This window comes from Streptococcus macacae NCTC 11558, assembly GCF_000187995.2.
GTDB lineage: Bacteria > Bacillota > Bacilli > Lactobacillales > Streptococcaceae > Streptococcus > Streptococcus macacae.
Map to the genome: position 1 here is coordinate 57,725 of NZ_AEUW02000001.1, position 19,585 is coordinate 77,309.

Annotated in this window: 18 protein-coding genes and 1 other RNA gene; 18 read left to right on the top strand and 1 reads right to left on the bottom strand. The window is 37.3% G+C overall.

Annotation, left to right across the window (positions count from 1 at the left end):
* The first annotated feature begins 73 nt into the window (after positions 1 to 73).
* From STRMA_RS00290 to STRMA_RS00305, 5 genes are all read left to right on the top strand, one after another.
* A complete protein-coding gene (locus STRMA_RS00290; protein WP_003080958.1) occupies positions 74 to 604 on the top strand; it encodes an SLOG family protein in 531 nt (176 codons plus the stop codon).
* 101 nt (positions 605 to 705) lie between these two features.
* On the top strand, positions 706 to 1,047 hold the full coding sequence (gene gpsB, locus STRMA_RS00295; RefSeq protein WP_003079218.1) for a cell division regulator GpsB: 342 nt from the start codon (positions 706 to 708) through the stop codon (positions 1,045 to 1,047).
* A gap of 20 nt (positions 1,048 to 1,067) precedes the next feature.
* Positions 1,068 to 1,435: RNase P RNA component class B (gene rnpB / locus STRMA_RS09395), an RNA gene on the top strand.
* A 61-nt stretch (positions 1,436 to 1,496) separates the two neighbouring features.
* Positions 1,497 to 2,648, top strand: coding sequence for a THUMP domain-containing class I SAM-dependent RNA methyltransferase (locus STRMA_RS00300; protein ID WP_040841412.1), 1,152 nt, complete (start codon positions 1,497 to 1,499; stop codon positions 2,646 to 2,648).
* A gap of 16 nt (positions 2,649 to 2,664) precedes the next feature.
* The gene (locus STRMA_RS00305) at positions 2,665 to 4,278 is read left to right on the top strand and encodes a cell division site-positioning protein MapZ family protein (RefSeq protein ID WP_003080384.1); all 1,614 of its coding nucleotides are present in this window, start codon (positions 2,665 to 2,667) and stop codon (positions 4,276 to 4,278) included.
* Between the two features lie 205 nt (positions 4,279 to 4,483).
* On the opposite strand, the gene STRMA_RS00310 is transcribed toward STRMA_RS00305, so the two are convergent.
* On the bottom strand, positions 4,484 to 4,966 hold the full coding sequence (locus STRMA_RS00310; protein WP_003080350.1) for an S-ribosylhomocysteine lyase: 483 nt from the start codon (positions 4,964 to 4,966) through the stop codon (positions 4,484 to 4,486).
* 144 nt (positions 4,967 to 5,110) lie between these two features.
* Between STRMA_RS00310 and STRMA_RS00315 the strand changes: the two genes are divergently transcribed.
* The 13 genes from STRMA_RS00315 to STRMA_RS00375 all read left to right on the top strand — a co-directional run bounded on the left by STRMA_RS00315 (position 5,111) and on the right by STRMA_RS00375 (position 19,572).
* On the top strand, positions 5,111 to 6,718 hold the full coding sequence (locus STRMA_RS00315; RefSeq protein ID WP_003081512.1) for a ribonuclease Y: 1,608 nt from the start codon (positions 5,111 to 5,113) through the stop codon (positions 6,716 to 6,718).
* Positions 6,719 to 6,948: 230 nt separating this feature from the next.
* Complete coding sequence (gmk, locus tag STRMA_RS00320) at positions 6,949 to 7,572, top strand: guanylate kinase (protein WP_003079877.1); 624 nt, start codon at positions 6,949 to 6,951, stop codon at positions 7,570 to 7,572.
* Between the two features lie 21 nt (positions 7,573 to 7,593).
* The gene (rpoZ, locus tag STRMA_RS00325) at positions 7,594 to 7,911 is read left to right on the top strand and encodes a DNA-directed RNA polymerase subunit omega (protein ID WP_003080897.1); all 318 of its coding nucleotides are present in this window, start codon (positions 7,594 to 7,596) and stop codon (positions 7,909 to 7,911) included.
* 41 nt (positions 7,912 to 7,952) lie between these two features.
* Positions 7,953 to 10,337 carry a primosomal protein N' gene (locus STRMA_RS00330; protein ID WP_003078586.1) on the top strand — a complete coding sequence of 795 codons (2,385 nt, stop codon included), beginning with the start codon at positions 7,953 to 7,955 and terminating at the stop codon, positions 10,335 to 10,337.
* Between the two features lie 63 nt (positions 10,338 to 10,400).
* Positions 10,401 to 11,336 carry a methionyl-tRNA formyltransferase gene (gene fmt / locus STRMA_RS00335; RefSeq protein ID WP_003081332.1) on the top strand — a complete coding sequence of 312 codons (936 nt, stop codon included), beginning with the start codon at positions 10,401 to 10,403 and terminating at the stop codon, positions 11,334 to 11,336.
* Positions 11,290 to 12,642 (top strand): 16S rRNA (cytosine(967)-C(5))-methyltransferase RsmB, encoded by a 1,353-nt coding sequence (gene rsmB / locus STRMA_RS00340; RefSeq protein WP_050897456.1) that lies wholly within the window; start codon positions 11,290 to 11,292, stop codon positions 12,640 to 12,642. Before fmt ends, rsmB begins: the two co-directional genes overlap by 47 nt.
* A 38-nt stretch (positions 12,643 to 12,680) precedes the next feature.
* A complete protein-coding gene (locus STRMA_RS00345) occupies positions 12,681 to 13,421 on the top strand; it encodes a Stp1/IreP family PP2C-type Ser/Thr phosphatase (RefSeq protein WP_040841416.1) in 741 nt (246 codons plus the stop codon).
* Positions 13,421 to 15,268 carry a Stk1 family PASTA domain-containing Ser/Thr kinase gene (gene pknB, locus STRMA_RS00350; RefSeq protein ID WP_003078779.1) on the top strand — a complete coding sequence of 616 codons (1,848 nt, stop codon included), beginning with the start codon at positions 13,421 to 13,423 and terminating at the stop codon, positions 15,266 to 15,268. The genes STRMA_RS00345 and pknB overlap by 1 nt, the downstream gene beginning before the upstream one ends.
* A gap of 179 nt (positions 15,269 to 15,447) precedes the next feature.
* Positions 15,448 to 16,143 (top strand): cell wall-active antibiotics response protein LiaF, encoded by a 696-nt coding sequence (liaF, locus tag STRMA_RS00355; RefSeq protein ID WP_003080079.1) that lies wholly within the window; start codon positions 15,448 to 15,450, stop codon positions 16,141 to 16,143.
* The gene (locus tag STRMA_RS00360; protein WP_003080812.1) at positions 16,140 to 17,150 is read left to right on the top strand and encodes an envelope stress sensor histidine kinase LiaS; all 1,011 of its coding nucleotides are present in this window, start codon (positions 16,140 to 16,142) and stop codon (positions 17,148 to 17,150) included. The genes liaF and STRMA_RS00360 overlap by 4 nt, the downstream gene beginning before the upstream one ends.
* Positions 17,137 to 17,778 carry a response regulator transcription factor gene (locus STRMA_RS00365; RefSeq protein ID WP_003082065.1) on the top strand — a complete coding sequence of 214 codons (642 nt, stop codon included), beginning with the start codon at positions 17,137 to 17,139 and terminating at the stop codon, positions 17,776 to 17,778. The genes STRMA_RS00360 and STRMA_RS00365 overlap by 14 nt, the downstream gene beginning before the upstream one ends.
* Positions 17,779 to 17,816: 38 nt before the next feature.
* The gene (locus STRMA_RS00370) at positions 17,817 to 19,229 is read left to right on the top strand and encodes a Cof-type HAD-IIB family hydrolase (RefSeq protein ID WP_003080313.1); all 1,413 of its coding nucleotides are present in this window, start codon (positions 17,817 to 17,819) and stop codon (positions 19,227 to 19,229) included.
* Positions 19,216 to 19,572, top strand: coding sequence for a S1 RNA-binding domain-containing protein (locus STRMA_RS00375; RefSeq protein WP_003079785.1), 357 nt, complete (start codon positions 19,216 to 19,218; stop codon positions 19,570 to 19,572). Before STRMA_RS00370 ends, STRMA_RS00375 begins: the two co-directional genes overlap by 14 nt.
* Positions 19,573 to 19,585: the final 13 nt, after the last annotated feature.

Genomic DNA, 19,585 nt, shown 5'->3' on the forward strand with positions numbered 1-19,585 from the left:
CTGACTTTATCAATAAATAATCATAACATAAAGCACTACTATTATACCATAAAAATAAGAAGGATAACAAATTATGACAACAATTCTTATAACAGGTTACAAAAGTTTTGAATTAGGAATTTTTCAAGATAAGGATCCCAAAATTGCTGTCCTCAAACAGGTCATAAAAAAGGACTTGATACGGTTCATTGAAGAAGGAGCAGACTGGTTCGTTTTTATGGGAAATTTGGGATTTGAATATTGGGCATTAGAAGTAGCTGTTCAATTGAAAAAGGAATACAATATTCAGCTGGCAACGATTTTTCCTTTTGAGACTCATGGCCAAAAGTGGAATGAGAGCAATCAAGAAAAATTAAGGCAATTTAAACAAACGGATTTTGTCACTTATACGTATAAAAAATATCAAAATCCAAATCAATTAAAAAGCTATCATCACTTCTTGCTGGATAACACAGACGGTGCTTATGTCTTTTACGATGAAGAAATGAAAACAAATCTCAGCTACTTTTCCAGCCTGATATCAGCTAAAGAAGGGTATTTCGTGACAAGGTTAACCTTTGAAAGATTAAATGAAATCATTCAGGATTTTGATGATAATTTCTAAAATTAAATACTTGCTTTTTACTTTCTTTTTCTGTATAATTGCACCTGATAGAGTCGCTTTTAGCTGCTTTTAATAAAGAATGATATGTTTGGAGAAAAAAGATGGCAAATATTATTTATACCCCTAAAGAAATTTTTGAACAAGATTTTAAGGTAAGCGTGAGAGGCTTCAACCGCAAGGAAGTTGATGAATTTCTTGATGATGTTATCAAAGACTATGAAACATATATTGCAGCTGTTGAAGAATTGCGTTCAGAAAATACACGTCTAAAAGAAGAAATCAAAAAATTAAAGCAGCGTCCTGAAGCAGCTAAAACGGCTTCTACAGTAACGCCATCAGTAGATTCCACTCATGTAGCAGCTTCAGCTGCTACAAACTTTGACATTCTTAAACGTATCAGCCGCTTAGAAAAAGAAGTGTTTGGAAAGCAAATTTCAGAATAATGAAATAGTGTAACAGTGCAATTTTTGGATAATCGCGTGGTTATTGGTGACCATGAGGAAAGTCCATGCTAGCACTGGCTGTGATGCCGGTAGTGTTTGTGTTAGGCGAAAAAATAAGCCTAAGGATGTGGTTAACACATTACGGCGGATAAAATCACTAAGTCTTATGATATGTGAGAGTCATCCTGAAAGTGCCACAGTGACGTAGTTTTTATGGAAACATAAAAAGTGGAACGCGGTAAACCCCTCAAGCTAGCAACCCAAACTTTGGTAGGGGCACGGAAAAGCTGGAAGAAGAACAGTCTTTTCTGACTGCAAAGCAGTAGACAGATGATTATCAAAGAAGATAATACCTAGTTATCTTTGGAACAAAACATGGCTTATAGAAAATTGCATAATAGGTGAGCTAGCTTTTGCTAGCTTTTATTGTTTGTTTAGTGAGGACTTTTATGAAAAAAATGTTTGATTTAATAGCTACGACAGCAGCAGGAGTTGAAGCTGTCGTCGGCAAAGAAATAAAAGGATTAGGGATTGATTGCCGCCTTGAAAACGGCAGGGTTCTTTTTCAAGGCGATGTGGAAATAATAGCCAAAACGAATCTTTGGCTGCGTGCAGCAGATCGTATTAAAATTTTAGTTGGAGAATTTTCTGCCAAAACTTTTGAAGAGCTTTTTCAGGGTGTTTTAGCGCTTGACTGGGGAAATTACTTACCCTTAGGCTGTCAATTTCCTATTGCTAAAGCTAAGTCCGTTAAATCTAAATTGCATAATGAACCCAGTATACAGGCAATTACCAAAAAAGCTATTGTCAAAAAATTGCAAAAACATTTTCATAGGCCTCAAAATGTTCCTTTACTTGAGAATGGTCCTGAGTTCAAAATAGAAGTTTCCATTTTAAAAGACAGAGCAAGGATTATGCTGGATACAACAGGTCCAAGTCTGTTTAAGCGTGGTTATCGTATAGACAAAGGCGGGGCACCGCTTAAAGAAAATATGGCCGCTGCTATTATTTTGCTGAGCAACTGGTTTCCAGACAAGCCTTTTGTGGATCCAACCTGTGGTTCAGGAACTTTTTGTATAGAAGCTGCTATGATTGGTAAAAATATAGCACCAGGAACTAATCGCCATTTTGCTTTTGAAAAATGGCCTTGGGTTGATCAAGCCGTTATGAACAAAGTTCGTTCGGAAGCAAAGAGCCAAGTAACTGATCTTGAACTGGATATTTTGGGCTTTGATATTGATGGCCGAGTGATCGAAATTGCCAAAAATAATGTAAGGGCAGCAGGTCTTGAAGATGTTATCAAATTGAAACAAATGCGCTTTCAAGACTTTAAAACAGATAAAATCAATGGGGTTATTATTTCAAATCCACCTTATGGTGAGAGATTGCTTGATGACAAAGCGATTGACATTTTGTATAATGAAATGGGTAAGGCTTTTGCACCGTTAAAAACATGGAGCCAATTTATTTTAACAAGTGATGAAACGTTTGAGAAAAAATTTAATAGACAGGCTGATAAGAAACGCAAACTTTATAATGGGACTTTAAGGGTTGATCTTTATCAGTTTTATGGTCAGCGTGTTAAACGTGAAGATAAATAGAAAGGTGAAAAAATTCGTGTCAAAAGAGGATAAAAATCCATTAGAAAATGAAAATAATGATAATCTTGACTTTCAAGATGCCAAAGAGATGACGGTTGGCGAAGCTGTTCGTAAGGATGGTGAACTAAAAGCCGGCATCACAGAAGAAGATGGTGTTCTTGATCGTTATATTAAACAGCATCGGGATGAGGTTGCTTCGCGAAAATTTGAAACGAACAGTGAAGACTTTCAAAATATCGATACTAGTACGTTGGATAATTTCATTAAACAGCAGCGAAAAGAATTGGAAGACACCGGCTTAATTGAACCAATTAAAGAAGCAGATGAAGAAACTGTCCGCGAGGAAGCTGAGGCTGCTGAAGCAAAAGATGAAGATAATCTTGAGGATACTCTCATTGCACCGGCAGTTTCTCCAAATCAAGAAATTTGGAAAAAAGCTGAATTTGAGGATGTGGCCTTATCTGATGAGAACAATCAATCTGATGGAGAAGAAAAACATTGGTCAGATAGTTTAATTCCTCAATATGAAGAAGATGATGATGATTTTGATGACTTCAAAGAGGATGAGGAAGAGAAACCTTTTTATAAAAAGAAAAAGGTTATTATTACTTCTTTGATTATTCTGCTGCTTTTAGCTGGCGGAGCAGCTTATGGAGTTTATAGATTAACACATCAGGAAACAAAAACAGCTAAAACAACTACTTCTTCAACATCAGATAATAATGACAAAACGAATTCTATAGCGGACTCTAGGAAAGCCTTTGAAAAATCTTACACAGCTTTTTTTATTGACAGTAAAAGAACCAAATTAAAAAATAATCAATTTGCTAATCTTCCTAAACTTGAAAAGATGTTGACCAGTTTAAAGGGAAGCAAATATCATGATGAAGCTAAAAAGAAGTATGATAGTTTACAGCGGCAAATCGCTGCTATCAATGCTGTTAATGGTAAATTTAAGGAAAATGCTGTTGTTGATGGGCAAAAGAAAGCTGTTACGATCAAAGACAATGCTAACTTTGATGATATTTCAGATAAAACATTAAATACTGGAAATGCTACTTTAGATACTCTTTTAAAATCAGTTATTGCAGATGGACGTAAGCAACTGAAATCTAAAAAAACAGCTAATGACTCAGCTAAATCTGCGGCAGCTAAAAAGAATAATAATGCAGAGTCCTCAGGAAATTCAACGGCTAATTCAGGCTCTTCCAACAACTCAGGATCATCGGCTAATGGTAATAAGACGCAAGCAGCACCTGCTGCTCCGCAATCTCCTAATAATGGCAGTTCATCTGCTTCTGGGTCTTCTGGCTATGGCATTTCTAATTATCAAACTTCAAAACTCCAGCGCAATCGCAGCCGTGTTCCTTTTGATAATGCTAAAATAGCTGACACTTCTAATCCAGCTTGGACATTTAATCCGGGAATTTTAGAAAAAATTGTTTCTATTTCGCAAAGCCGCGGTTATATTACAGGAAATAATTATATCTTGGAAAAAGTCAATATTATCAACGGAAATGGCTATTATAACATGTACAAACCTGATGGTACCTATTTATTTACAATTAACTGTAAAACAGGCTATTTTGTTGGAAATGCTTCTGGGCATTCTGATAAATTAGATTATTAATCACTAAAAATGAGGTTGGGACTTATTGTCCCAACCTCTTATCTTTAGTTATAGCTATAAATGAATGAGCAGCAGCCAGACAGTCCATTGGCTTATTCGTTTTACTTAAGCTTTCTTCATAAACTGGGAGTTTAAAGCTAAAATAAAAGAATCAAGTATAAGGAAAATGTCCCACTGTCTATTGCTGTTTTTGATTTTTATGGGTCTAAACAAGATGGCGTTCGTAAGGATTATCAGATAATCCCTGCTTGAGAATAAGTTTTGCCCATTCTTGGGCAGAAAACAAACTGTGATCCTTATAGTTACCGCAAGATTCAATAGTTGTTCCAGGGACATCCTCCCAGGAAATAGCCGTGGCAATTTCTTCTAAGCTTGATTTAATGGCCTTAGCAATATCAGTAGTTGTATGTTTTCCCCACATAATGAGATGAAAACCTGTACGGCAGCCAAACGGTGAGCAGTCAATCATGCCATCAAGACGCTCACGAATAAGTTTTGCTAGTAAATGTTCAATTGTATGAAGTCCTGCAGTTGGGATAGCATCAGCATTAGGCTGTACTAGACGAATATCATAATTGCTGATAACATCCCCTTTTGGACCAAAATCTTCTGAAATTAGGCGAACATAGGGAGCTTTTACAATGGTATGATCCATTTCAAAACTCTCAACAATAACTTCTTTTGTCATAGGTAAACTCCTTTTATTTTTTCATTAATCATAACATAATTTATAAGATGCTGCTCTTAAATTTTGGATTGTAGAAAATGATAATTTATGATAAACTATAATTTGGATTTTTAATTGAAATCTAATAAAGATTGAGGTAAAAGCATGTTAAATATTCTTTTAGCACTTGTTTTCTCCCTCATTGGTTTGGTTATTGGTTATGCAGTTATTTCGGCACGCTTAAAGAAAGCTAAAGAAACTGCAGAACTAACTCTTTTAAACGCAGAACAAGATGCTGTTAATGTTCGAAGTAAAGCTGAAACAGATGCCGAACATATCAAAGAAACAGCTGAACGTGAAAGTAAAGCCTATAAAAAGGAAATACTTATAGAAGCTAAAGAAGAGGCTAGAAAATATCGAGAAGAGATTGAAAAAGAATTTAAGTCTGAGAGACAAGAACTCAAACAAATGGAGGCACGATTAACAGAACGTGCAACAACTCTTGATCGCAAAGACGAAAATTTAAGTAGCAAAGAACAATTACTTGATAGTAAAGAACAAAGTCTATCCGATAAATCTAGACATATTGATGAGCGTGAGCTACAAGTCGAACAACTGGAAGTTAAAAAGACTGAGGAACTCGAAAAAGTAGCAGCCTTAAGTCAAGAACAGGCGCGTGATATCATACTTTCTGAGACTGAAAAGAATTTATCGTATGATATTGCTAATCGTATTAAAGAAGCTGATCGGGAAGTTAAGGATAGAGTTGATAAAACAGCTAAAAATGTGCTGGCTCAAGCGATGCAGCGTTTGGCTGGAGATTATGTTACAGAACAGACAATAACGACTGTACAGCTGCCAGATGACAGTATGAAAGGGCGTATTATTGGGCGTGAAGGCCGCAATATTCGCGCTTTGGAAAGTTTAACGGGCATAGATATAATCATTGATGATACACCAGAAGTAGTTGTTTTATCAGGTTTTGACCCTATTCGCCGTGAAATTGCACGAATGACTTTGGAGGCTCTTATTCAAGATGGCCGTATTCACCCTGCCCGTATTGAAGAACTTGTTGAGAAGTATCGGCTGGAGATGGATAATCGTATCCGTGAATACGGGGAAGCAGCTGCTTTTGAAATTGGTGCGCCCAATCTTCACCCAGATCTTATTAAGCTGATGGGACGTCTGCAATTCCGTACTTCTTACGGCCAAAATGTCCTTCGTCATTCTGTTGAAGTTGGGAAATTGGCAGGACTTCTTGCCAGTGAATTAGGCGAGAATGTTGATCTTGCCCGTCGTGCTGGTTTTCTTCATGATATGGGGAAGGCTATTGATCGTGAAGTTGAAGGCAGCCATGTTGAAATTGGTGTTGAATTTGCCCGCAAGTACAAAGAGAACCCAGTTGTTATCAATACTATTGCCAGTCATCATGGTGATGTTGAACCTGAATCGGTTATTGCTGTCTTAGTTGCTGCAGCCGATGCGCTTAGTTCAGCTCGTCCAGGTGCCCGTAATGAGTCTATGGAAAACTACATCAAGCGATTGCGTGATTTAGAAGAAATTGCAACAGGTTTTGATGGGGTACAAACTAGCTATGCTCTTCAAGCAGGACGGGAAATTCGTATTATGGTTCAGCCAGAAAAGCTGTCTGATGCTGATGTAACGATTTTAGCCCATCAAGTACGCAAGAAGATTGAAAGTAATTTGGATTATCCAGGAAATATCAAAGTCACGGTTATTCGTGAATTGCGTGCTGTTGATTATGCTAAATAATTTGTGATAAGGAGTAGGAAAAGATTTCCTCTCTTTTTTGCTTGAAAGACTGCTTTTTTTCTATTCTTTAAAGTAAAGCTCTTTATCCTTTTAAGGTAAATGCAAAGGCATTGATATCAGTCTTTTTGCAGTTAAATCGTTATCAGAAGTCTTTTGAGGATTGGTAAAAATAACTTGCTAATAAACAGTCTTTTTGATAAACTAAGAGCAGAAACTTTAAGGAGCAAAAAATGGCTGAGCGTGGTTTGTTAATCGTTTTTTCAGGTCCTTCTGGTGTCGGTAAGGGAACAGTCAGGCAGCAAATTTTTTCAACGCCCGATCATAAATTTGAGTATTCCGTTTCAATGACGACACGTCCTCAAAGGCCGGGTGAAGTTGATGGTGTTGACTATTTTTTTCGGACACGTCAGGAATTTGAGGAACTCATTCGGCAAGGTCAAATGCTGGAGTATGCTGAGTATGTTGGCAATTACTACGGCACACCGCTAACCTATGTCAATGAAACACTTGATAAGGGAATTGATGTTTTTCTTGAAATAGAAGTTCAAGGAGCTCTGCAGGTCAAGCAAAAAGTTCCAGACGGTGTCTTTATTTTTCTAACTCCTCCGGATTTGGCTGAGCTAAAAGACCGGCTTATTGGGCGAGGTACAGATAGTCAAGAAGTTATTGAGCAGCGGATTGAACGTGCCAAAGAAGAAATTACTTTGATGCGTGAATATGACTATGCTGTAGTAAATGATGAAGTACCATTAGCAGCCGAGCGCGTTAAGGCTATCATCGCAACAGAACATTTTCGAGTGGAGCGTGTCATTGGCCGCTATGATAAGATGATCAAAGAAGAACTTTGTAGATAAATTAGAAAAGAGATAAAAATTATGATGTTAAGACCTTCCATTGATACTTTGCTGGATAAGATACCATCAAAATATTCACTTGTTATTTTACAAGCTAAACGTGCTCATGAGCTTGAATCTGGTGCAGAGCCTACTCAAGAATTTAAGTCTGTTAAGCCGACTCTTCAGGCACTTGAAGAAATCAATTCAGGCAATGTTGTCATTCATCCTGATCCCAATGCTAAACGTGCAGCAGTTTTGGCTCGTGCTGAAGCCGAGCGGTTAGCAAAGGAAGAAGAAGAGCGTAAAATTAAAGAACAGATCGCAAAAGAAAAAGAAGTAGAAGGAGAAAAAATCTAAGGTTGCTGTCAATCTTAGATTTTTAATATTGAGGTAGAAATATGGCCAAGATTGCTAAGGTTATTGTTGACATACCATTAATGCAGACAGATAAGCCTTTTTCTTATAAAATTCCCGAAAATCTGCAAGAAGTCATTGCGGAAGGTTCACGAGTGCATGTTCCTTTTGGGAAAAGCAACCGCCTTTTGCAAGGCTTTGTTATGGAAATACTAGAAGAAAAGGATCAAGGTTTAAAATTGATCAAAGAGGTCTTGGATGCTGAACCCGTCCTAAATCAGGAGCAGCTGTTTTTAGCGGATCAAATGCGAAAAACTGTTTTTTCTTATAAAATTTCAATTTTAAAATCAATGGTTCCCAGTCTTTTAAATTCCAGTTATGATCGTCTTTTGAAGCCAGCTCCAACTCTCTCTCAGGAGGAAGGAGAGCTTCTTTTTGCTGGTAAAAAGAAGATTTATTTTTCACATTTGGCCAAAGAAGAGCAGCTCAGAAGCTTACACTTGGCTCAGGCTGGAAAGATTACAGTAGACTATGTTGCAAAAGATCGAAAGAATATCAAAACTCAAAAATATTATGAAATCAATCACCTCAATCTGGCAGACTTAGAAATTAGCAAGCGTGCCAAAAAACGTCAAGAGCTTAAAACTTATCTATTAGAGCATTCTCAGCCTCGGCTTTTATCAGAGCTTTACCATTTGTTTTCAAGAGATGTGGTTAGATATTTTATTGACGAAAATGTTCTTAAAATTACTGAGCAGGCTGTTAATAGAAGCTCCGGCCATTTTGAGAAGATTTCGCAATCCTATTTTTTAGATTTGAATGAAGAACAAAGGACAGCTGTAGAGCGCATTGCAGCTGATATCGGATCGGCCAAGACTCCTTATTTACTAGAAGGGATTACTGGCAGCGGGAAAACTGAAGTTTATCTCCATATTATTGATCGGACTTTAAAAATGGGAAAAACAGCCATCGTTTTAGTCCCAGAGATATCTTTAACACCACAAATGACGAATCGCTTTATTTCTCGTTTTGGAAGTCAAGTGGCGATTATGCATTCGGGCTTATCTGATGGAGAAAAATATGATGAATGGCGCAAGATAAAATCAAAACAAGCAAAAGTTGTAGTAGGAGCCCGCTCGGCAATATTTTCCCCTTTAGAAAATATTGGGGCTATCATCATTGATGAAGAACACGAAGCTACTTATAAGCAAGAGTCTAATCCGCGTTATCACGCACGGGATGTTGCTTTGCTGCGGGCAAAGTACCATCAGGCTGTTTTAGTTTTAGGAAGTGCAACACCAAGCATTGAAAGCAGAGCTAGAGCTGATCGGCATGTTTATCAGCTTTTGCGCCTTACTCAAAGAGCTAATCCTTTAGCACAGACTCCAAAAGTTGAAATAATAGATTTTCGTGATTATATTGGTCAGCAGGAAGTGAGTAACCTAACTCCTTTTCTGATTGATAAAATCAAGGAGCGTCTAGCCAAAAAAGAACAGGTCGTTTTGATGCTGAACCGTCGCGGCTATTCTAGTTTTATTATGTGCCGTGACTGCGGGTATGTTGATAACTGCCCCAATTGTGATATTTCTTTGACGCTGCATATGGATACAAAGACTATGAATTGCCATTACTGTGGCTTTTACAAGAAGATACCTCTTCATTGTCCAAACTGTGGCAATAACAAGATTCGTTATTATGGAACTGGTACGCAAAAGGCATATGATGAGTTGCTGCAGGTTATTCCAGAAGCGCGTCTTATCAGGATGGATGTGGATACTACGCGGAAAAAAGGAGCTCATGAAAAACTGTTAACGACATTTGAAAAGCAGGAAGCAGATATCTTATTGGGAACTCAAATGATAGCTAAGGGACTTGATTTTCCTAATGTGACCTTAGTAGGAGTTTTAAATGCCGATACTGCTCTTAATTTACCGGATTTTCGCTCCAGTGAGCGCACTTTTCAGCTGTTGACGCAGGTAGCTGGCCGTGCTGGCCGTGCCGATAAACCTGGAGAAGTCCTCATTCAAACCTATAATCCTGATCATTACGCCATACAATTGGCGAAAGCGCAAGACTATGAAGCCTTTTATCAGTATGAAATGAAAATTCGCAAGAGTCTATCCTATCCTCCTTATTATTTCACAGTAGGGCTGACACTGTCGCATAAAGAAGAGCAAGTAGCCGTTAAAAAGTCTTATGAAATCATGCACTTATTAAAAGAGGGCCTGACAAATAAAATTAAGATATTAGGACCTACACCAAAGCCTATAGCTCGTACTCATAATCTTTATCATTACCAAATTATTGTCAAATACCGCTTTGAAGAAAATATGGAAAATGTTTTGAATCATATTTTAGGTTTAACACAGGACAAAGAAAATAAAGGTTTGCGCTTAATTATTGATTGTGAGCCGCAAAATTTTATGTAAACAGAAAATTAAGCCTATTAAAATTAGGGTATGATATAATAATTAAACGACAAGAGGTGACAAATGACAAATTTAATCTTTATGGGAACACCAGAATTTTCAGCAACAGTGCTAAGGGGTTTGCTTGAGGATCCCCAGTATACGGTTATAGCGGTTGTGACACAGCCTGACCGTGCTGTTGGGCGTAAAAAGGAAATTAAAATAACACCAGTAAAAGAAGTGGCTTTAGAATATCACTTGCCTCTTTTTCAGCCTGAAAAATTATCAGCCAGCCAGGAGCTTGATCACTTAATAGCTTTAGGAGCAGATGGCATTATTACAGCTGCTTTTGGGCAGTTTTTGCCTGAAAAATTATTGCATTCGGTTCCTTTTGCTTTAAATGTCCATGCTTCTCTTTTGCCAAAGTATCGAGGTGGAGCACCTATTCATTATGCATTGATTAAAGGAGAGCAAAAAACGGGAATCACCATTATGGAAATGGTCAAACAAATGGATGCTGGAGATATGGTTGCTCAGTCTTCTATAATGATTACAAAAGAGGATAATGTAGGGACGCTTTTCGTCAAATTAGCTGCTCTAGGCCGTGATTTACTGCTTGAAACGTTACCGGCTTATATGAGAGGAGAAATCATTCCCCAAGCACAAGCTGAAAGTGAGGCAAGCTTTTCTCCCAATATCACAGCAGCTGAAGAAAAAATTAATTGGAATCTTTCAGCAGAGGAAATTTTTAATCATATACGCGGTATGAATCCTTGGCCGGCTGCGCATACTTTATGGGAAGGAAAACGTTTTAAGATTTATGAAGCACAAGAAGTTCCAGGTAATGGTCAGCCAGGTCAGATTATTGATAAGACTAAAGAAAAATTGGTGGTCGCTGCAGGGCAAGAGGCTTTATCTCTCCAACTGATTCAGCCTTGGGGAAAACCCAAGATGTCTGTAAAAGACTTTTTAAATGGCTCAGGCCGCAAACTTGAAGTGGGTGATTTTTTTGGGGAATAATTGGTCAAAAAAAGCTCGTGGGCAAGCTCTGCTCATTTTGACGGATGTTTTTGACAACAGATCTTACAGTAATATTGCTCTTAAGCATTATCTAAATCGGTCTCATTTATCGCAAGAAGATAAAGCTTTAATAACAGAAATTGTCTATGGTACAGTTGCACGTAAAATCACTTTAGAGTGGTATTTAGCGCATTTTATTGCAGATCGTGAACAGTTAGACAGCTGGCTGTACTATTTGTTGCTGATGAGTCTTTATCAGTTGCTGTACTTACAAAAAATTCCTCAGTATGCAGTGGTTAATGATGCTGTCACTATTGCTAAGGACAGAAAAACAGGAACTGATAAACTCGTTAATGCTGTACTGCGAAAATTTTTACGCCAGAAAACACCTAAAATTTCAGAAATAAAAAGAAAAAATAAGCGTTATTCAATTGCTTATTCTCTACCTGTCTGGCTAGTCAGAAAAATGATAGACCAATATGGTGAAGACAGAGCCTTGGCCATCTTTGAGAGCCTTTTAGAAAGAAGTAAGGCCAGCATTAGAGTTGTTAAAACTGAAGATTTTGAAACGATCAAGCAGGATACCAAATCAGACTATTCTTTACTATCACCTCTTGGATTGGTGAAAGAATCAGGCCATTTTGCTAACAGTCACTGGTTTCAAAAGGGAGCAATTACAATACAAGATGAATCCAGTCAGTTAGTTGCTCCAACCTTATCTATTCAGGGCGATGAAAAGATTCTTGATGCTTGCAGTGCCCCCGGCGGAAAAAGTGCCCATATGGCTTCTTATTTGACAACAGGGCAGATTATAGCACTAGATTTATATGATCATAAATTAAAGCTGATAGAGGAAAATGCTCATCGTTTGGGTTTGTCTGATAAAATTAAGACAGAGAAATTAGATGCTCGCAAAGTTCATGAAAAGTTTCAGCCAGATACATTTGATAAAATTTTAGTAGATGCTCCTTGCTCAGGCTTAGGTTTGATGAGACGAAAGCCTGATATTAAGTACAATAAAAGCAATCAAGACTTTCACAGCTTGCAAAAGCTGCAATTGGAAATTCTGGATAGTGTTTGCCAAACTATTAAAAAAGGTGGTATAATAGCCTACAGTACTTGTACTATTTTCACAGACGAAAATCAGGAAGTAATCAAACAATTTTTGAAAGATCATCCAAACTTTATACAGATCCCTTTGGAGCATAAACAAAAAAACATTATGGTTGATGGCTGTATTGTTATCACACCAGAACAATATAAAACAGACGGCTTTTTTATTAGCCAGATTAAGCGTATTTCGTAGGAGATAGAAGGAGGCTGACTTTGTCAGACAAGGTACATATGAAGATTTCCCTTTTTACAGATATTGGTCAGAAGCGGTCAAATAATCAGGATTTTATTAATAAATTTGATAACCTTTCAGGAAACACGTTAATTGTATTAGCAGACGGTATGGGAGGACATCGTGCCGGCAATATCGCTAGTGAAATGACCGTTACTGATTTAGGACGTAAATGGGTTAATACAGAGCTGACTGACTTAGGTCAAGTTCGAGACTGGTTGGTTGAAAATATTGAAATAGTAAATCAGCACATCTATAATTTGGGGCAAACTGAAGATTTTAAAGGTATGGGAACAACTATTGAAGCTTTAGTTCTTATTGATAATAATGTTTTATTTGCTCATATAGGAGATTCCCGTATCGGTTTAGTCCATGAGGGAGCCTATACGCAGCTAACAAGTGATCATTCTCTTGTTAATGAACTGGTTAAAGCGGGTCAAATTACAGAAGAAGAGGCTGCCAGCCATCCACAGAAAAATATTATTACACAATCTATCGGTCAGTCTAATCCAGTCGAACCTGATTTAGGAATTCAGACTTTGGGAGCTGATGATTATTTGGTTATTAATAGTGATGGCTTAACAAATATGGTTTCTAAAGAAAAGATCGCAGAGGTTGTAGCCAATACAGCTGAAACCTTAGATGAGAAAGCTAAGCATCTTATCCAGCTGGCTAACAAGGCTGGCGGTCTTGATAATATTACAGTTGCTCTAGTTCAAGCCGAAAGTGAGGGAGAATAATGATTCAGATTGGCAAACTTTTTGCTGGTCGCTATCGAATTCTCCAATCTATTGGCCGAGGCGGAATGGCAGATGTGTATCTGGCTAATGATTTGATTTTAGATAATGAAGAAGTAGCGATTAAGGTGCTGCGGACAAATTATCAAACTGATCAAGTTGCTGTTACGCGTTTTCAGCGTGAAGCGCGTGCTATGTCAGAGCTCAATCATCCAAATATTGTAGCTATCCGTGATATTGGGGAAGAAGACGGTCAGCAGTTCCTTGCGATGGAATATGTTGACGGTGCTGATTTGAAAAAGTATATTCAGGATCATGCACCCTTATCAAATGCTGAGGTGATCAGAATCATGAAAGAAGTTCTTTCTGCTATGACTCTGGCACATCAAAAAGGCATTATCCATCGAGATTTAAAACCTCAGAATGTCCTTTTAACAAAAGACGGGACAGCAAAAGTAACGGACTTTGGTATTGCTGTTGCCTTTGCTGAAACAAGCCTAACGCAGACCAATTCTATGTTAGGTTCTGTCCATTATTTATCGCCTGAACAAGCTCGTGGTTCGAAAGCAACTGTTCAAAGTGATATTTATGCTATGGGCATTATGCTATTTGAAATGCTGACTGGGCATATCCCTTATGATGGCGATAGTGCCGTTACGATCGCTTTACAGCATTTTCAAAAACCGTTACCATCTATTATTAGTGAAAATAAAAATGTTCCTCAGGCGCTTGAAAATGTTGTCATTAAAGCAACAGCTAAGCGGCTAACAGATCGGTATACATCAACTGAGGAGATGCTGCAGGATTTAAAAACTTGTTTACAGCCAAATCGCAGCCGAGAGAGAAAGCTGATCTTTAATGATCCTTCTGATACAAAGCCTTTGCCTAAGTTAGAACAGTCCATGACGTCATCAACAAGTGCTCAGGCTCTAAAAGATAAGGCGGCCAGCAAGGCAGCAAGTAAAGAACCAAAAGCAAAACCAAAGAAAAAGCGGGGGCTTCTTTCTCGTCTTCTTAAACTCTTTTTTATCTTAGTCGTTCTAGGAATTGCTGTTTTGGCTTATATGATATTAACCAAGCCGAGTACTATTTCAGTACCAAATGTTTCTGGCTATAAACTTTCAAGCGCAAAAAGTAAGATTGTACAAGCGGGTTTGAAAGTTGGACAGGTTCGAAGAATCGAAGACGATAGTGTTGATGCTGGTAAAGTGGTTCGTACAAATCCTAGTGCCGGCAGTAAAAAACGCGAAGGCTCTAGTGTGGATATTTTTGTATCTGGCACTAATAGTTTTGTGATGGAAAACTATATTGGGCAAAATTACCAAAGTGCTATAGATAATCTGACCAACACGCATGGGGTGCCAAGGGATAATATTAGGATTAAAGAGGTCTCATCAGATGAATACGGCGGAGGAACTGTCATTGAGCAGTCCCCTAAATCTGGAAAAACATTTACCCCAGACAGCGGTAAGAAAATTACACTCAAAGTGGTTAAAGTCACAATGCCAAATCTTAAGAATTCAACGTATGAAGAAGCTGTTGCTACTTTGAAGGCATTAGGAATTGCTTCTAGCCGTATCAAGGTTTATGATGGAAAGGATTATTCGACAAAAATTTCTTCACCGTCTGCTTCTTCAGTAGTAGTTGGGCAACGCCCTTACTATGGTAATACTATCAGTCTTACATCTGATGATGATATTATCTTATACGTATCTGATGCTGTTGACACCAATACGCATACACGCGCACCTTCTTCATCAGAAGAAGAAAGCACTGAAAATACGACAACTAATAATGCCACAACATCCAATGAGAATACTAGTGAAGCTAGTTCTCCTAATGATAGTTAATATGATGTATAAATAGTTCAAAAAGTCTGTATGTTGTACCTCTCTTACCATTGAACAAGCAGTCAGTGCGTAAGGCAGGTCTAACATTGCAGACTTTTTTAGAAGGATTATGAAATTGTAGATGAAATTTATGTTGAATTTTGATACAATGGCTAATAATTACTAGACTGAGGTAATACATGCGAAAATTTCAATTTTTTCTTATTGTTGAAACGATCTTAATTGCTTTAGCTTTTTTAACGATCTTAGCAAGCAGTGTTTCGCGCTTTATTTTAATATTGGTGATTACCCTTTTGGCCTTACGCTTTTATCGTCTCGGCAGTAAAAGCGACTTTTTATTGACAGCCAGTCTGTTGCTATTATTTTTGATTTTTATGTTAAATCCTTATACCATAGCGGCAGTACTTTTTGGAATTCTCTATGTTATGATTAATCACTTTGCTCAAGTAAAAAAGAAAAATAATTATGCTTTATTACAATTTAAAAAAGAGGATCTTGATGTTAGAAAAAAACCGCATCAATGGATTGGTAACAGTGAGAATGTCTCTGAAGAAACTTACGTTTTTGAAGATGTTAATGTGATTCGGCTTAGTGGAAGCGATGTTATTAATTTAAGCAATGTCATTGTTAGCGGTGAAGACAATGTTATTTTGATTCGCAAGATTTACGGTCCAACTAAAATTTTAGTTCCGATTGATGTCTCGGTGACATTAGATGTCAGTAGTATATATGGAAGAGTTCATTTTTTTAATGCTCCAGAGTATGATTTACGTAATGAGGAGATAAGGTTTAGTGATTCTTGGGAAAGCTCAACGCGATCTGTAAAGATTGTTATCAATGTCATTGCTGGCTTGGTGGAGGTTGAGCGCGTATGAAGAAATATACCATATTTTTAATTTTTCTATATGCCGCAGTGACCATTCTTTCTATTGTTTTTGTTATTATTAATAGCTTTCATCTGGATATATCGGCTTTATTAAGAGATTGGTTAGTTTTAGAACAATTTTTATTATCTTTATTAGCGTCTTTTATTTCACTGACTTTTCTTTTGCTTTTAGTTTGGATGATTTTGGATGATTACAGCAAACGCCAAATTAATCAGAACCTAAGGCGCATCCTTCTCAATCAAAACATTACATTAGAGGATGATACAGAATTAGGAAAAAATATCAGCCGTTTATCACATAAAATGCAGCAGCTAACGAACAATCTTCAAAAAACAGAGAATACTTATATTGCAAACAGTCAGGAAATTGTCAAAAAAGAAAGAAAGCGAATTGCCAGAGACCTGCATGATACAGTCAGCCAGGAGCTTTTTGCTTCATCTATGATATTATCAGGTGTTTCACACAGTCTTGATCAGTTAGAGAAGGAGCAGCTGCAAACTCAGCTCTCAGCTGTTGAGGAAATGCTAAATAATGCTCAAAAAGATTTACGAATTCTCTTGCTGCACTTACGTCCTACAGAGTTAGAAGGAAGAACACTTTCAGAAGGCTTTTCCATGATTCTTAAAGAAATTACAGATAAAAGCAATATTGAAGTTGTTTATAAAGAAGATATTAGGCAGCTGCCCAAAACGATTGAAAGTAACTTTTTTCGGATTGCTCAGGAATTTATTAGCAATACTTTAAAACATGCTCAGGCCAGTCGTTTAGAAGTTTATCTGAATCAGACAGCTTCAGAAGCACAATTAAAAATGATTGATGATGGTGTTGGTTTTGATATGGATGAAGTGCGTGATTTAAGTTATGGACTAAAGAATATTGAAGATCGCGTTAATGATCTTGCAGGAACTGTGAAATTTTTAAGTTCAAAAAATAAAGGTGTTGTTATGGATATTCATGTTCCTATTATGAAGGAGGCTGCTGATGGGGCAAATTAAAGTTATTTTAGTTGACGATCATGAAATGGTTCGTCTAGGATTAAAAAGTTTTCTTGATCTACAGGCAGATATTGATGTTATCGGAGAAGCCAGTGATGGACAAGAAGGTATCGCTCTGGCACTGGAATTAAAACCAGATGTTGTTGTTATGGATTTAGTAATGCCTGAAATGGATGGGGTTGAAGCTACTCTGGAAATTTTAAAAGAATGGAAAGCAGCTAACATTTTAGTGTTGACTAGCTATCTGGATAATGAAAAAATCTATCCTGTGATTGAGGCTGGAGCTAAAGGCTATATGTTAAAAACTTCCAGTGCTGCTGAAATTTTAAATGCCATTCGTAAGGTATCTAAAGGGGAATTAGCTATTGAAACAGAGGTTGATGCTAAAATAAGAGACCATCGTAATAATCCTGACTTACATGAGGACTTAACTGCACGCGAACGGGATATCCTAAAATTACTGGCTAAGGGTTATGATAATCAGACAATTGCTGATCAGTTGTTTATTTCCTTAAAAACTGTAAAGACACATGTTTCAAATATTTTATCTAAACTGCAGGTAGATGATCGGACGCAGGCAGTCGTTTACGCTTTTCAGCATCATTTGGTGCCGCAGGATGAAATTTAGCTAGTATGCTATAATAAAGATTATCATAAGGGGCTATTATGGATGTAAAAACAAAATATAAAGCTAAAAAAGTTAAAGCTGTCTTTTTTGACATTGATGATACACTTAGAGTAAAAGATACAGGCTATATGCCTGATTCGATAAAAGCCGTTTTTAAGGAACTTAAGGAGAAAGGAATTCAGACAGGAATTGCTTCTGGCAGGGCCTTCTATGGAATTGTCCCAGAAATTCGTCAGTTAGAACCTGATTATTTTGTTACGATCAATGGAGCTTATGTGATTGATCATAAGGGCCTGGAAATTTTTAATGATCCTATTCCAACAGATATAATAGAAAAATATATTGATTGGTGTCATAAAGTTGGAATTGATTTTGGATTTGCAGGCAAAGATAAAGCAGTTGTTTCAAAACGAACAAAATTAATTGATGATGCTTTAGTACCTGTTTATGGCCTTTGTGACGTAGATCCCGATTTTTATAAGACAAATGATGTTTATCACATGTGGACATTTGAAGAGGTAGGAGACGCTTTAGAGCTACCAGAAACTTTATCAAAGGATATCCGCTTTGTGAGGTGGCACGTTAATTCATCTGATGTTGTAAAAAATGGGACATCAAAGGCTTCTGGTTTGGCCCATGTTCTTGATAAAGCTGGCTTGAAGCCAGAGAACATTCTTTTCTTTGGCGATGGGCCTAATGATGTAGAGATGTTTGACTATGTTGGCTTAAAAATTGCTATGGGAAATGGCCATGGGACATTGAAAGAAAAAGCAGATTTTGTAACAAAAAATGTAGAAGAAGATGGCATCTTGTATGCTTTGGAGGAGTTAGGTTTGGTAGAAAAAAAATTAGTATTCCCACAATTAGAATTAGAAAATGCTGAAGGACCGCTTGTGGTCATAAAAACTAATTTAGGAGCTATGAAATTGCAATTATTTCCAGAAGAAGCCCCTAAAACAGTTGCTAACTTTCTTGCTCTCGCAAGAGATGATTATTATAAAGATGTCATTTTTCACCGTATTATTAAAGATTTTATGATCCAAGGCGGTGATCCAACTGGTAGTGGTATGGGCGGCGAATCTATCTATGGAGAGCCTTTTGCAGATGAATTTTCAGAAAAACTTTATAATCTTCGCGGGGCTCTTTCAATGGCAAATGCTGGGCCAAATACAAATGGCAGCCAATTTTTCATTGTCCAAAACCATGATCTGCCATACAGCGAAAAAGAGTTAGAAAATGGCGGTTGGCCAAAGAAGATTGCAGCAGCCTATGCAGAAAGAGGAGGGGCTCCGCATCTTGATCGCAGGCATACTGTCTTTGGGCAGTTAGTTGATCAGTCATCCTATGAAACGCTTGATAAAATCGCAGAAACACCTACCGGACCTGCTGATAAACCCGTAGATGACGTTAGAATTGAAAGCATTCAGGTGATCAATGATGAAGATAGGTGATAAGATAAAAGGAAAAATCACAGGAATTAAACCTTATGGAGCTTTTGTTCAATTAGAAGATAATTCCATCGGTTTAATTCATATTTCTGAAATTAAAACAGGTTATATTGATAATATTTATCAGGCTTTGACTATTGGAGATGAGATTTTGACTCAAGTATTAGATTATGATGAATATACCCAAAAAGCAAGTCTTTCTCTGAGAACGCTTGAAGAAGAAAAGCATCATTATCAGCATAGACATCGTTTTTCCAATAGCCGTTTAAAGATTGGTTTCAAACCTTTAGAAGAGCATTTGCCTATTTGGACCAAGGAAGCTCTAGAGTATTTAAAAGAAGAGTAACTGTTTGGCAGAT